Below are 12,144 nucleotides of genomic sequence, written 5' to 3'. Positions count from 1 at the left end.
TATGAACGTACTGATATTCAACGGTAGCCCTCGAAAAGATGGAAACACCGAAGTCTTGCTCCAGCATGTGGCAGAGGGAATAAAAAAAGGTGGCCGCAAGCCTGAAATTATACACCTTGCTCGTTTACATATTCATCCCTGCACAGGGTGCGGAAACTGCGAAACCACAGGTGAATGTATCTGGGACGATGATATGCAACCATTCTATATTAAAATCCCAGTGGCTACCAGAATTGTTATAGGTTCCCCCATATACTTTTACGGTGTCACCGCTCAAACCAAGGCTTTTATTGACCGTTGCCAGGTTTTTTGGAGTAGAAAATACCTTCTTGGCGAAACCAATCCCAACCGGGAAGCACGAAAAGGTTTCCTGGTCTGTGTAGCAGCTACCAGCGGAGCAAAAATTTTTGATAGCGCCGCCCTAACCGCTCGCTATGTTTACGATGCCATGGATGTCACCTACAGCGGAGATCTATTCGCACAGGGTATAGATGAAAAAGGCTCTATTTTCACCAACAAAGAAAAGCTGAAACAAGCAGTTACCTTCGGCAGGGAACTCTGCGAAGGGCCTTGATCCAGTAGCTTCACATTAAGATGATTAAAAAAATGAACACAGAAAACATTTGCATGCATTATCTCGCTTGACAAAAGCGATCAGATATTCTAAAAAGCCCTCACTTCACGCCACGAAGGCCCCATCGTCTAGTGGCCTAGGACACCGGCCTCTCACGCCGGGAACAGGGGTTCGAGTCCCCTTGGGGTCACCATATATATCAGGCAGTTAGCGAATCAGCTAACTGCCTTTTGTTTTTCAGGTGGACTTTTAGTGGACTTTTCTGTCCGAGTATCAAAATCAGGTAAAGCTGAGAGCACTTCCCTATTCTCTTTTTTCAAACGATGAATGTAACGCTGAGTAGTCGTTAAACTCTTATGGCGTAACATATACTGAATTTCAACGAGAGGTTTATTATCTGCAGCCAGTAGAGAAGCAAACAAGTGCCTGATTCCATGAAAACCAAACACTTCCACCCCTGCCCTTCTACAAAGTCGTTTAAGCCAATGTTGTCGATATAAATACGGAACCCAATTTGCTGGATCAGGATCTCCATTCATATTTAGAAAGACATACTTCTGCAACCCTGTCACCTTCTGGTATCCCTTCAATAAACGCAAAAAAGTTTCACGAACCGGAAGCCAGGCCTCTTCCCATTGTCCTTTTTGGTTTTTCTTCCACCTTAATCGGACTTGTTTTTTCTTAAAGTCAACATCGCGCCATTGAAGCCTAAATAATTCATCCCTTCTAGCTCCGGTTTCCAGATACATACGAAGCATAAGCTTATCTTGCTCTGTGTCACAAATATCATACACCTTCCAAAATTCTTCCAGCGTCGGTACTCGTCTCTCAGATCGAGATTCAGCAAATTTTTCTATTACTGAAAAAGGGTTACTTTCCGGTAAGTTGAGATACTTCACCCCCCACTGCCAGGCAACTCGCAGATTCTTTCTCTGTTTATTAGCAGCATTTCCAGAACGAATCTTTGCCTGTTTTTGCAAGTGCCTAAGAACCACTAAGGATGATAATTTTTCTACCGGATCATAAGGGTTCACTTCTTTAAACAATAGCCGAAAAGCAAGTTGCTTTTCTTCTACAGTCTTTTTTGCAAAGCCACCGGCACCACTGGCGTATTCCAGGTAGGCGGTCCCCCATTCAAGTAACGAGGTTAAAGGGATCTCTTGTTGAGTTAATTCTGATTTCTGCTCCTTTACAGATACTTCCCATTGAAGCGCAGCTTTTTTGGTCTTGAACAATCTCCTTTTTCGCTTGCCGTTCAAGATTACCTGCCCCATCCATGGATACTTGTCTTTGTTGTTCTTGTTGTAGTTTGGATATGCCATCAATCAATCTCCTTTCGAAAAATATGATGCGGCGATCCCCAATACGTACACCTCCAAGATCAAGGTAACATTTCCTCACCACATTGACACTTATCCCAAGTACCTGGGCAACATCTTTTGCTTTGAGAATGCGTCCAAATTCTCTTTCAAGTAACTCCAGATTCATTTTGTGGTCCTCAAGGGAAAGTAGAGAACATTATCCCAACAATCCATCTTCCGACCAAAATGCAAAACCAGCGAGGGTTTAATCATTCTCAGCATATACAAAGCAGCTCTTAACCACTCACCTTCCGTCCCTTTTTGAGGGCCACGTACAGCAACGACAGAACCTTGTTGGATATGGCGCCCGCAGAGATGCCACGTTGAAGCAGCTCCCCACTGCAACACCGGGATAGTGATAATCCCATTGTCTTGCCAATACCTACAAAGCATAAGTGAACGCCATACCTGGTATTGTGCAAGAGGATGAGGAAAATCTAAATCAATGGTAAAATCAGGACTCGTAACAGCTTCACAACACATCATTTTCATTAGGCCCTGTTCCTTTCGCCGCCACAAGTGTTCAAGCCGCCAGTCATCGACAAAACAATGTCTGGATGTTGCTTTGCCTCCAGATCCGAAGCGATCCCACTGTAATTTTTCCCAATCACAGCTTTCAGGATCACAATAAACTTCAGGATATCCAGTCCGATTTACGTCCAATTTTGGAAAAGAACGAACATTATATCTATACTGTTGTGCCATTACGCCTACCTACGCTATTGTTCAAGGCCGGACCATCAGTGTACCAGGAGGGGGCTGAACCATTGCGCCGGTAATATTCGATTGCCAACTCATAGTTAAATGCTCCCTTCCTGATATCATCATCACCCTGGTTGATATGCTGCCGAGTCATCAGGCCATATTGTTGCAGTCTGTAATCGGAGAGTTCTTTCACAAAATCCCACCGATCTTCCTGTTGTACTTTTCTTGATCTTCCACCCATTTCCGTCCCTCAATGTGTACAGCCAATCACTTGCTGAGCCTTTCAGCCATTAACAAGCCTTTTTGAAGTCGCAGAGAACTCATACATGACCTTTACAATCCGTGAGGGAATCACCGTTTTAGCTTGAAAACGTTGCAAAACTTCAAAAGAGGCTGGCTTGATCTCAATGCCCTTTAACTTTTGTAGGCGGCCAATTTCCCGCTGAGTTCCTGCACAATCTTCCAGGCAAGCGATTACCTTTCCATCAACGACAACCATGAACCATTCTTTAGGTTCCGGAGATTTCCAGTAGATACGTTTTCTCATTGTTTCACCTTTGCTTAAAAGCCAACAAAGACCTCGTTGCGCCGTACCTTGAACAGCTTTTCAAACTTCTCCTGGTTCTTGACCATGTAGTTGTCAAATTCTTCTTGTATGGCTTGCTGCACAGTGGCCATGATGCCGAAATAATCATCAACAACATGACCAGCTGCAGCCGCGATATTGAGCAGGCAACCACGGGCCTGTTCACGCAGAGCGGTCAGGTTTTTATGGAGAGTTTTTTTTTCGCGCTTTGCAGCAGGAATTGGCCGATGAAAAATAGCAAGCTGGAGATTTTTCCAGAACTTGCAGGACGGAATACGGGATTGATTGTTTTGCAGTCGCTCAAGATTCACCGAACGACTTGTCAAGCGCGCCCAATCTTGCGTGCAATATTGCCAGATGGCATCAAGGTTTACCTCGACCTGTTCAACTGTATCCAGATCAATATCGAATTCTTTGAGCGCAGGACGACGAAGCTGAAATTCAACACGGGTTACCGGTGGCGGGTCCTCTTTCTGTTCTTCCGTAAAATTCCAAAGATCAAAAAAGAAATCGCGCTTGATAGCATCCTTACGTAGTTCCTTGATCTTGTCATATACGCGAAGGACAACATCGCCTTTACCAATCTGTATGCTTTCCAGGTCATTGCCGTCATAATAGGTAAAAAATTTGCGGCCACGTCGAACCCACCTATACAGGCAGGAACAACCAAGGCCGTCAATGTGTTGATTAATGGTATCCACACACAGGTCAATGCGAGAGACTATGTTGCTCTTGTGTTTGAAACCATAGACCTTGAGCCACATCAGAACCTTGCGGTAGATACCAAAGGCATCCTCCTGGCAGGAGACAGAGCCTATCTCGATTTTGGCATTGGGGATTTGCGAATCACCATCGCGGGTAGACAACAAAAGGCAGACATCACCGGACTTCAGAACGTAAGGGTAGAGCTTGGTCCCACTTCGTTGCAGATTCCATCGAAAATATTCTTCCTGGCCGAAGTTCACGGCAACCGATGGGGCCATGGTGCCCTGGACTGACTTTTTGAGATTTCGAAAACGTTCCAAAGCCCCGTAATCTTCCACATCTAGGGAGAGACTTATTTCCAACGTATCCACACCACTGACGATTAGAGGGGAGCATGGTATACGGGTTTGCTCCCCTGGGGGAACAGCCGACCGAGTACTTCCAAGTCGGTTTTGGTTGGCATCCGAATGACGGACTGGTAGAGTAGACATAGAACCTCCTGTAGGTTCGGGTCGACCCCCTTTTGCTGATAGTTTGGCGACTTGGCAGCGAGAGGGGGTTTTTCTGTTGGTTAGGTGGTTATCTCTTTTTTCCTGTTAAAATCCAATCAGTTGAAAGGTTGTGTTTTTGAGCTATTCTAAACGCCCATTCTGGCGGAAAGATTCCCTTTTGTTTTGCCTTGGTAATATTAGACGGGACAGTTTGTGCTATCTCGGCTAATTCTCTTTGGTATCGAATTGGCGTAGCGGTTTTTATTCGCTGCCAGCAATCTTCAAAATGCATATCTTCCCCGTGACAATATATAAATTGACTGCGTAAAGGTTGTTAGCGCCCTTCCGGCGGACTCTGCCGAGGGCTGACTTTTTTTATAAAAAAGTAACAAAAAAGCTGATTGGTGGAATTGCTGGTTTCTATACATTTGCTGTACGCTCTCGTTGTATATCTACAAATTGTCGATTTTTTCGTGTCAGAAACAGATCGACTCTCCAGAGTAAAGAAAAAAAAGATTGTTTCAAATATGCTCAAAAAAATATGAGTAAGAAGTATATGTAATCACAATGCAGTGGAACTTTTTTTTCTTGACTCTTCCGTTTACGATCCGTTGAACCTGTAGGTGAAGGTTTTTTCCAAAAAAAATCTTTATAAGATTTTATTCTGTAAACTCAATTCAGAGGAAAAAACATGAACCATCAGCATCTCACCAGCAAAGCAAAAGCATTGATTGAAACAATTATCAGAATGCACAATACCGAAAGCCAAGAAACTGAGTTAGATATAAAAAGCATGGCGGACGGCGTGTTAATGTTGTGGGAATCAATGACAGAGGAACATAAATCCGAACCCTGGCGAAAAGAGGCCCACAAAGATTTACTCATTGCTCGATATGGCGAAAAAGAAGCAGCGTTTTTCCTGAGCATACAATATTAATTACATGGCGACCCCTCGGCGCTCCTCACTCTGCTCAAGTCGCTCCGTTCGATCGCTTGAGTGGTCGCTTTCTTCAGCTTCAACCGGCACCATTGCATACAGATGTGTTCCCCGTAGAGTTATTTCGTATGGGAACATATCTGCAGGGAACAGTACGCCCTTGAAAGGAATGTAAATCACCACCTCACCGTTAGGCATTTCAGTCACCACCTTGGACAACTCAACCCAGTGCAGTTGGGGCTGTCGCGGATCCGGAGCTTGCGGCCCTGCATATTTCGGTGTGAAAGATGAGCTGGCAGAACCAGCATGCTTTGCAGATGCAGTGGAGGAAGGCTTATCGCTTCCGAATCGTTGCCGAAGGATGTAGGTTGCACTGCCAATGAGAAGGAATACACCGATCATGACCAGGGCCACGGTCCGCATCACAGGATTTTTAATCTTCTCGGATTCCTTGGAATCCATGGATTTGTAGAGATTAAAGATTGCCTGGGACGGGCGAACCGTTTCAATCTTCAGCCGTTCACCATCAGAGTGCCATTTGTATTTGAATTCCCCGGCAAGGCTTCGTACACGGGGTGTGGCACTGATGATGTATTCAACCAGTGTGGTGATATCCGGGGGCAGCTTCTTCACGTTCTGGGTGATGAGGTAGATATCATGGCCGAAGTGGCGATGATATTCCATGTAGCTGAATACCTCGTTAAGCTGCCGATCGTTCTTCCTGAAAAGCTTCTGGGCTTCATCAATCAGATAAATGATGTTCCGGCCTTTGTTGGCCTCGGTAAATTCACGCTGGTAATCTTCAGAGAAAAAATGTCGATGATCGCCACCACTCTCCTGGATGCATTCTTTGAGCGATTTATGCTCGGGTTTAAAACCGTCAATATTGGTGATGATCAGGATAGGTTTCTCTGGGTTTGGGTAATATTCCCCGTCCGTATCCTTGATGAAATAATGTTTTGCCAGATGCCGGACAGCGTAGAAAGATTTCCCACCGCCTGGAACACCATCAATCACACGAATAGCCATAACTAATCACAGACTACGATAAGGAATCTAACAAGTTCTCTTAATGAGATAAAACCAGCAAAGAAAACAAGGTTGGTTTTGATAATTAATAGCAAATCGATTAGGTCTAATTCGTGCTGATCGTAAAAATCATAAACAGTCTTCTTTTCCATGGCTTATCCTATAAATGGGATGAGTTTCAAAACCATCTTAAACGCCATTGCCGCAGCCAGAATAGAGAGGCAATCGGGAATCATCATCTGTTCACACAACCAGCCAAGCAGACCAGTTAACTGAAAGGATACGTCCTGCAGATGATAGGTAGGCATATTGGCTGAGATCACATCAAAGATGGTTTTGAAAAACCAATTGATGATATTCTTCAGCACAACCGGCAGCGTTACCGTGATGATGGTAAAGGCCAGCAACTTATACGCTGCAAACTTTAACAGACTGTCAGTAACGAAACGGCCTGCAACCGAGCCGATCCAGGCAACAAGTGGTCCGAGTAAAAGAGGCATATCATTAGGCCGTAATAATTCTGAAGGAAATAAAACCGGATATGGCGAGCAGCAGCGTACCAATCAAATTGAGAATGGTCTTCCATTCTGCAAAATCTATGGAAATACTGTCACCGTAAATGCTTACGTCTATGGAGCTACTGCCGGAAGCGGTGGCGCTGAAATTCTTGATAACAGACAAGCCGGGAATACCATCCTGGATGTAATCGGCAAATTGTTCAGCAAGCGGGTCTATCTCTTCCACCTCTTCCAGATCATCACCCACATATTCAGCCTCGGGTAGATCGCCTGGATTGCCGATATCTGCTTCTAATCCATCCTTCATCATATCTTTGATATCTCCGATATCGTCTCCGATGCCGCTCATTTTTCCATCAATATCATAGAGCAACTGATTGCCATCAATGACTTTTCTTATCAAATCACCAATTTGACCGGATAAATGGGTTCCTTGCGATACTAAAACGCCGGTGTCACCTTTAATAGCCTTCAACCATTTATCAGTTTGATCATTACCTTGACCATCATCATCGGGATCAGGTGTAGGCGTTTCAGTCGAAGGCTCAGTGTCTGGGGTATTATCAGGTGCAGGGTCAGGATGAGGCGTAGGATTAGAGGTATTATCATCTACACACGTACACGTTCCATTCGTGTAAATATATCCTCCTGGCAAACATTGTGGACAGTGATGTTGATCATTCGATGGATCATCAGGAGGAGAAGGTGGTTGACCATCCTCAATAGGTGGATCATCATGGTGTGGATTATTTGGATCATAAATAAAAGGACCATCGTCACCATTAGGATGCCAGGGAATGTCACCAATAGCGTCTGGATAAATAGGAGTTCCTTCCTCCCCTGGTTCAATATCTTCTAATGGTTTAGCGGGTGTATTTCCGTCATGTTCATTTAAATACATACCTGTAGGAATACCATTCCAGACAGATGGATCATAACCATCAGCATAATAGGCATAGGTAGCTGTTGGATCGCTGCATAGATGTCCAATTTGTGCAATCAAGGGATCATCGGCCATGGGATCTTCAATTGACATATCTGGGCATAATTCTGGCCGAGATGATTCAGGTATACAAGTTGTTGGGGTTAAAAAATAAGTATATTGATTATAAGAGCCGCAATATTGCTGATAGGTAGGTCTCCACGTTGGGTCACTAGTCCATTCATATTCTGTATAATAACTACACGTACTATCTAGACCTGCATCGTCAGGAATAGAAGGAGAACCACCATCAGTACCACAAACAAAAAAACTTTTAGTTGATATATATGTGACAACACCAGTACCACAAGTGTCGTTTCCACCGACACAAGATCCTTCACTATATGATTCGGCAGAAGCTGAACAAATAAATACAAACGATATTATTGTGAAAAATGCATATATTTTCATGACTTAAAAAGGCGAATAACTTTAGGCAACACCCAGTAAGCAGCATAAGTAAGCGCCACATTGAGCACCACCGGATACAAGGCAACCAGATTGACATGGACATTGCTAAACATTATTCGCCCCTTCGAGTTGGATTGAGAGTGTTAATGCAGAAATGAGGATTTTGGTTCGAGAGTAAGGCATGTGAAAAACACTATCACAGGCATATACAGGATATTCCGAAGATAATTTTTTTCGCATAACGCAGCCATCGTGCCAAAATCCCATTTCTGAACTGACACTCAGCTACGGAACAGGCTGATTACCCGCTTCGCGCCCCAGATGGAAGCATAAGCGCTTACAACGGTAACAGCACCAGCAAGGTAGGTTGCGGTGTCAAGGGTGACAGCAGAAAGGTCCATAATTCCTCCTAAAGAGAGAGTTAAAAGTCAGCCCTGCATAAAGGGCCAGGCCACAAGATGACCGGAGACAATTCCGGCCAAACCAAACAGATAAAAGAGGGTGTCAGCTTCTATCATAATTTGAATATCCTAGAGAATAATAGCGCCCACAGACCGAGATGACCGGAGACAATTCCGGCAAAAACAAACAGATAAAAGAAGGTGTCCGCTTCTATCATAATTTAAATATCCTAAAGAGTAGTCGCGCCCACAGGCCGAACAGGCCCCAAAAACAACTGAGCGTGAAAAAGTAGTTGTATACCTCTACATAGGATGCATAGGCGGCATCATCAGCCACTAAAACCTGCATGGGTGTGATATTGAAATCCGTATCAATACCGATACTTGCAGCATGTGCCCGTATTGGTCCGAAGAGCAAAAGCAGTGCTGCAAATATACAGATTCTGGAAGCTGAACGATGCACGTTACACCTGCTGAAAACCAGAGAGACGACCCTGATAAAATCGTGGAGTAACTGCCATTTTCACAGTCTCCATGAGTTTGTACTGACCGGGATCAACACCAGCTTTGGGGTTTACCTGCAAGCAGGAGGAAGCACCGGGAACGAGGATAAGTAGTTGTCTGATAACCTGTCCCGTATTCTTGTTGGTGTACTCGTTCACACCATTGAATTGTCCGACGATGACCATGCCTGTTTTTGTTTCTTCAGCCATTTTTTAAGCTCCTGTTTTCATTTGTTAGTAAAATATGGTTTAACTATGGTAGAATTGGTGGTTGGAGGTATACGATACACAGGAATGTTCCTGAAACATTCAGGACAGATAAGAAAGCTCTCAACACCTGTGTTGGTCTCGTACTCACCGTGCTCGTATCGACAACCGCAGGTTGAGCAATTTGGTATTTTGGGTTCATGTTTTGGCTCTTGGTTCATAGATAGACGATAGAGTAAAAGTAATAGTTAACTATAGTGAAAATATACAACTAAAGATGATATGTCAAGCGAGAAAACAACTATAGATAAAAATTTTAACGATAGATTAAAAATACTAATTAAGCAAAAGCTAAATATCACGCAAAAGGAATTTGCGAATAATATTGGAATATCAAGTGGATACTTGTCAATGGTGACCACGGGTAAAAGAGGGCCATCGGCAGAAATGATGATAGGTATCTATGTTAACTATAGAGAATATTTCGACTGGCTTATAGGACATAAACCAAAAAATACCATTCAAAACATGAAGCCAATAATACAGGAAATTAACGAATGGTATACAGAATTGATATCAAAAAATACCAAAAGAATTGATTGGTTTGAATTGGAATTTGAAGATACTTTCCCTATGTATAAACAATGGAAGATAGGAAAGGACTATGAAAAGTCCAAAGATTCTGAAATTCAAGCCTCAAAAATAGCATAAAAATGGTAAAATTATGATAAAAAATATAATTATATTATTTCTGATAATTACAAATAGCGTAAGTGTCTATTATATAAAAGAACATATGAAACCAACTCAAAAAATATCGACTACAACAAAAACAATAGAAAAAGAACCATCATATTTTTATCGGATAAAATTTATTGACGGAGGAGTGGCAGAAGGAACAGGAGTAATAAAAAAAGAAGATACAATCCATCTTATGAATAAAGGTAATTTGTCAATGACAATTCCAAACAATAAAATTGAATCCGTTGAAAAAGTCTATTATAAAGCTGGAAGCTCAAAAATCGTCGTAACAAAAAGTATATTAGACAAAAAATATAATTAAAATGAACGATCATCTTATTAAAGCTATTGTCGAGATATTAGGGACATCTGGTAGTATTATTCTTGTAATAATAGGTGTTGTTTTCAGTATTATGTCATTTTGTATCCCCTTCTTTGTCTTCCAAATAATGCGAGACGTAAGGGAATTAAAAAATTCAATTAACGAAATTAAAAATAGAAATAAATGAAAAATACTTGGCTAATGTCTGTTAAACAAAGAAAACATCCAAATAAAAAATTCAACGTTATGAATTCAAAGAATAAGAAATGGAAATGGTATCATAAAGTTTTGATCAGACTTGTGGCCGGCAACGGGATTGATACCAGAAAGAGAATAGGGAAGGCCTGCGCCGCGCGGATCTCACCCCACTGTGAATGGCCGGTGATATCAAACCGGGCAAGATCGGTTATACGGTTTACAGATCACCACACCCTAGAGGACAACACTCTGGCGGCAAACCATGACAACACAATCCATCCTCAATCTGCTCCTCGCGCATACGTTCCAAATCCTCTGCAGTAGCATAATCTCCATTCTCCACTGCTTCCTCCAATATTGTCCTACAATCAGGATACCGACTAATCAGGTCATCTACGTATCGACTGTAATTAAGAACATACATATATTCAGAACAACCCGACCGATCTACAGCTTTTTTAGCTATTAAATCCAAAAGCTCTCGGCACTCTTGTCTATTTGGGCTACCCTTAATAGGCATGCTCTCGTCCTCTCAGGTGTGAACGCGCATGATCGCGCGCCAGTGAACTTAACATTGATACAAACGATTAATTAAGATGTTTTTCTTAAAAGCTTACCATTGATTGAATGGTGGACTTTTAGGTGGACTTTTTAACAAAGCTTAATGATTTTGCTCCCTATACTTATCCTCTAACGTATAATATTTACTCTAAAAATCGGAGATGTAGCGTATTCGTCGGCCTCTCACGCCGGGAACAGGGGTTCGAGTCCCCTTGGGGTCACCATATATATCAGGCAGTTAGCGAATTCAGCTAACTGCCTTTTGTTTTTTTAATGGGCCTTTCCCTCTCCCCCTCTCTGTAAATCTGGAAGAGCGTTCAATACTTCTTCATTATCTTCCCCCAGTTGTGCATCCCAATACGGCTTCCCCCCTGTGTTAGGGGTAGTTGTCATCACAGTGCAACATATGGTGTTTTTTTGTAAACCCAGACAACGCGCACAGGACACTTCAGGCTTTTTAACATGACGAGGCGCGAATACGCCTGCACCTCTCTCGTCTGTCCGTAAAGAAAAACGGTATAACTCGTTGCCATCTCGCTGCACAGTCATCAGCACTACCAAGACGGTTACCATAGATTCTGGGACGACCTTTTCCTTTTTTACCTGTTACAACAGGTGAAAATCCCACAACGCTATATTCGTGCGCATTCGAGGCAGCAAGTGATACTTGCCGTCAGCCCCTTGTTTCAAAGGTGCCCAGAGGCCATTATTGTCGAACCAGCTGTCAGTGACTACCAGTACAGTTTTTTGATAATAAGCCTGCACATCTTTTATCATATCGGCAGCTTGTTCCATTTTGCTTTTAAAGGATACGGCCTTTCCTTTGCGTTTCACATTGACGGATTTTGCCAAGATATCCTTCTTCATGATATAAAATCGGAAATCAAGCGGTAGGCACGCCCAGCGTGACTG

17 protein-coding genes, 1 tRNA gene and 1 pseudogene are annotated in these 12,144 nt (G+C 42.9%); 5 read left to right on the top strand and 14 right to left on the bottom strand.

Annotation, left to right across the window (positions count from 1 at the left end):
- Window position 1: 1 nt before the first annotated feature.
- Window positions 2-574, top strand: a complete 573-nt coding sequence (locus G493_RS0124135) for a flavodoxin family protein (protein ID WP_028582399.1) — start codon at window positions 2-4, stop codon at window positions 572-574.
- 117 nt (window positions 575-691) lie between these two features.
- A tRNA-Glu gene (locus G493_RS0124130) sits at window positions 692-767 on the top strand.
- A gap of 22 nt (window positions 768-789) precedes the next feature.
- Here the strand turns inward: G493_RS0124130 and G493_RS0124125 are convergent.
- The 6 genes from G493_RS0124125 to G493_RS0124100 all read right to left on the bottom strand — a co-directional run bounded on the left by G493_RS0124125 (window position 790) and on the right by G493_RS0124100 (window position 4,714).
- Window positions 790-1,896, bottom strand: coding sequence for a tyrosine-type recombinase/integrase (locus G493_RS0124125; RefSeq protein WP_028582398.1), 1,107 nt, complete (start codon window positions 1,894-1,896; stop codon window positions 790-792).
- Window positions 1,897-2,058: 162 nt separating this feature from the next.
- A complete protein-coding gene (locus G493_RS0124120; protein ID WP_028582397.1) occupies window positions 2,059-2,640 on the bottom strand; it encodes a DUF4417 domain-containing protein in 582 nt (193 codons plus the stop codon).
- The gene (locus tag G493_RS0124115) at window positions 2,624-2,881 is read right to left on the bottom strand and encodes a hypothetical protein (protein ID WP_028582396.1); all 258 of its coding nucleotides are present in this window, start codon (window positions 2,879-2,881) and stop codon (window positions 2,624-2,626) included. Before G493_RS0124115 ends, G493_RS0124120 begins: the two co-directional genes overlap by 17 nt.
- A gap of 42 nt (window positions 2,882-2,923) precedes the next feature.
- Window positions 2,924-3,187, bottom strand: coding sequence for a hypothetical protein (locus G493_RS0124110; RefSeq protein WP_028582395.1), 264 nt, complete (start codon window positions 3,185-3,187; stop codon window positions 2,924-2,926).
- A 14-nt stretch (window positions 3,188-3,201) separates the two neighbouring features.
- Window positions 3,202-4,422: a hypothetical protein gene (locus G493_RS0124105; protein ID WP_028582394.1), complete on the bottom strand. Its 1,221-nt coding sequence runs from the start codon at window positions 4,420-4,422 to the stop codon at window positions 3,202-3,204.
- Window positions 4,423-4,510: 88 nt separating this feature from the next.
- Complete coding sequence (locus G493_RS0124100) at window positions 4,511-4,714, bottom strand: helix-turn-helix domain-containing protein (protein ID WP_028582393.1); 204 nt, start codon at window positions 4,712-4,714, stop codon at window positions 4,511-4,513.
- A gap of 399 nt (window positions 4,715-5,113) precedes the next feature.
- Here G493_RS0124100 and G493_RS0124095 point away from each other — a divergent pair, with 399 nt between their 5' ends.
- Window positions 5,114-5,359, top strand: coding sequence for a hypothetical protein (locus tag G493_RS0124095; RefSeq protein ID WP_028582392.1), 246 nt, complete (start codon window positions 5,114-5,116; stop codon window positions 5,357-5,359).
- Here G493_RS0124095 and G493_RS0124090 read toward each other — a convergent pair whose 3' ends face one another.
- From G493_RS0124090 to G493_RS0124050, 5 genes are all read right to left on the bottom strand, one after another.
- Entirely contained in the window at window positions 5,360-6,388 is a 1,029-nt protein-coding gene (locus G493_RS0124090) for a zonular occludens toxin domain-containing protein (RefSeq protein ID WP_028582391.1), read from the bottom strand. It abuts the gene before it with no gap.
- A gap of 155 nt (window positions 6,389-6,543) precedes the next feature.
- Complete coding sequence (locus G493_RS0124080) at window positions 6,544-6,888, bottom strand: hypothetical protein (RefSeq protein ID WP_028582390.1); 345 nt, start codon at window positions 6,886-6,888, stop codon at window positions 6,544-6,546.
- Between the two features lie 4 nt (window positions 6,889-6,892).
- Entirely contained in the window at window positions 6,893-8,299 is a 1,407-nt protein-coding gene (locus G493_RS0124075) for a hypothetical protein (RefSeq protein WP_153306665.1), read from the bottom strand.
- A 615-nt stretch (window positions 8,300-8,914) separates the two neighbouring features.
- Entirely contained in the window at window positions 8,915-9,163 is a 249-nt protein-coding gene (locus G493_RS0124055) for a hypothetical protein (RefSeq protein WP_028582388.1), read from the bottom strand.
- A gap of 1 nt (window position 9,164) precedes the next feature.
- Window positions 9,165-9,413 (bottom strand): hypothetical protein, encoded by a 249-nt coding sequence (locus tag G493_RS0124050; protein WP_028582387.1) that lies wholly within the window; start codon window positions 9,411-9,413, stop codon window positions 9,165-9,167.
- Between the two features lie 279 nt (window positions 9,414-9,692).
- Between G493_RS0124050 and G493_RS32755 the strand changes: the two genes are divergently transcribed.
- Both G493_RS32755 and G493_RS0124040 read left to right on the top strand, forming a co-directional pair.
- Window positions 9,693-10,121, top strand: coding sequence for a helix-turn-helix domain-containing protein (locus G493_RS32755; RefSeq protein WP_051309882.1), 429 nt, complete (start codon window positions 9,693-9,695; stop codon window positions 10,119-10,121).
- A gap of 85 nt (window positions 10,122-10,206) precedes the next feature.
- On the top strand, window positions 10,207-10,473 hold the full coding sequence (locus G493_RS0124040) for a hypothetical protein (RefSeq protein WP_153306664.1): 267 nt from the start codon (window positions 10,207-10,209) through the stop codon (window positions 10,471-10,473).
- A gap of 415 nt (window positions 10,474-10,888) precedes the next feature.
- On the opposite strand, the gene G493_RS33650 is transcribed toward G493_RS0124040, so the two are convergent.
- The 3 genes and pseudogenes from G493_RS33650 to G493_RS32745 form a co-directional block, all read right to left on the bottom strand.
- The gene (locus G493_RS33650) at window positions 10,889-11,191 is read right to left on the bottom strand and encodes a hypothetical protein (protein ID WP_153306663.1); all 303 of its coding nucleotides are present in this window, start codon (window positions 11,189-11,191) and stop codon (window positions 10,889-10,891) included.
- 311 nt (window positions 11,192-11,502) lie between these two features.
- Window positions 11,503-11,781: a hypothetical protein gene (locus tag G493_RS32750; RefSeq protein ID WP_153306662.1), complete on the bottom strand. Its 279-nt coding sequence runs from the start codon at window positions 11,779-11,781 to the stop codon at window positions 11,503-11,505.
- Window positions 11,782-11,838: 57 nt separating this feature from the next.
- Window positions 11,839-12,144, bottom strand: a pseudogene (locus G493_RS32745) (IS701 family transposase); the annotation flags it as partial.

Source organism: Desulfogranum japonicum DSM 18378 (genome assembly GCF_000429945.1).
Taxonomy (GTDB): Bacteria; Desulfobacterota; Desulfobulbia; order Desulfobulbales; family Desulfobulbaceae; genus Desulfogranum; species Desulfogranum japonicum.
Note: the sequence above shows the minus strand (reverse complement) of the source record. Positions and strands in the feature narration are given on the sequence as shown.

Coding starts and splice junctions, on each gene's coding strand:
- G493_RS0124075 (WP_153306665.1), bottom strand. CDS start 8,299: ATGAAAATATATGCATTTTTCACAATAATATCGTTTGTATTTATTTGT.
- G493_RS0124105 (WP_028582394.1), bottom strand. CDS start 4,422: ATGTCTACTCTACCAGTCCGTCATTCGGATGCCAACCAAAACCGACTT.
- G493_RS0124135 (WP_028582399.1), top strand. CDS start 2: ATGAACGTACTGATATTCAACGGTAGCCCTCGAAAAGATGGAAACACC.
- G493_RS0124125 (WP_028582398.1), bottom strand. CDS start 1,896: ATGGCATATCCAAACTACAACAAGAACAACAAAGACAAGTATCCATGG.
- G493_RS0124100 (WP_028582393.1), bottom strand. CDS start 4,714: ATGCATTTTGAAGATTGCTGGCAGCGAATAAAAACCGCTACGCCAATT.
- G493_RS0124080 (WP_028582390.1), bottom strand. CDS start 6,888: ATGCCTCTTTTACTCGGACCACTTGTTGCCTGGATCGGCTCGGTTGCA.
- G493_RS0124040 (WP_153306664.1), top strand. CDS start 10,207: ATGAAACCAACTCAAAAAATATCGACTACAACAAAAACAATAGAAAAA.
- G493_RS0124090 (WP_028582391.1), bottom strand. CDS start 6,388: ATGGCTATTCGTGTGATTGATGGTGTTCCAGGCGGTGGGAAATCTTTC.
- G493_RS0124095 (WP_028582392.1), top strand. CDS start 5,114: ATGAACCATCAGCATCTCACCAGCAAAGCAAAAGCATTGATTGAAACA.
- G493_RS32750 (WP_153306662.1), bottom strand. CDS start 11,781: ATGACTGTGCAGCGAGATGGCAACGAGTTATACCGTTTTTCTTTACGG.
- G493_RS32755 (WP_051309882.1), top strand. CDS start 9,693: ATGTCAAGCGAGAAAACAACTATAGATAAAAATTTTAACGATAGATTA.
- G493_RS0124120 (WP_028582397.1), bottom strand. CDS start 2,640: ATGGCACAACAGTATAGATATAATGTTCGTTCTTTTCCAAAATTGGAC.
- G493_RS0124110 (WP_028582395.1), bottom strand. CDS start 3,187: ATGAGAAAACGTATCTACTGGAAATCTCCGGAACCTAAAGAATGGTTC.
- G493_RS0124115 (WP_028582396.1), bottom strand. CDS start 2,881: ATGGGTGGAAGATCAAGAAAAGTACAACAGGAAGATCGGTGGGATTTT.
- G493_RS33650 (WP_153306663.1), bottom strand. CDS start 11,191: ATGCCTATTAAGGGTAGCCCAAATAGACAAGAGTGCCGAGAGCTTTTG.
- G493_RS0124050 (WP_028582387.1), bottom strand. CDS start 9,413: ATGGCTGAAGAAACAAAAACAGGCATGGTCATCGTCGGACAATTCAAT.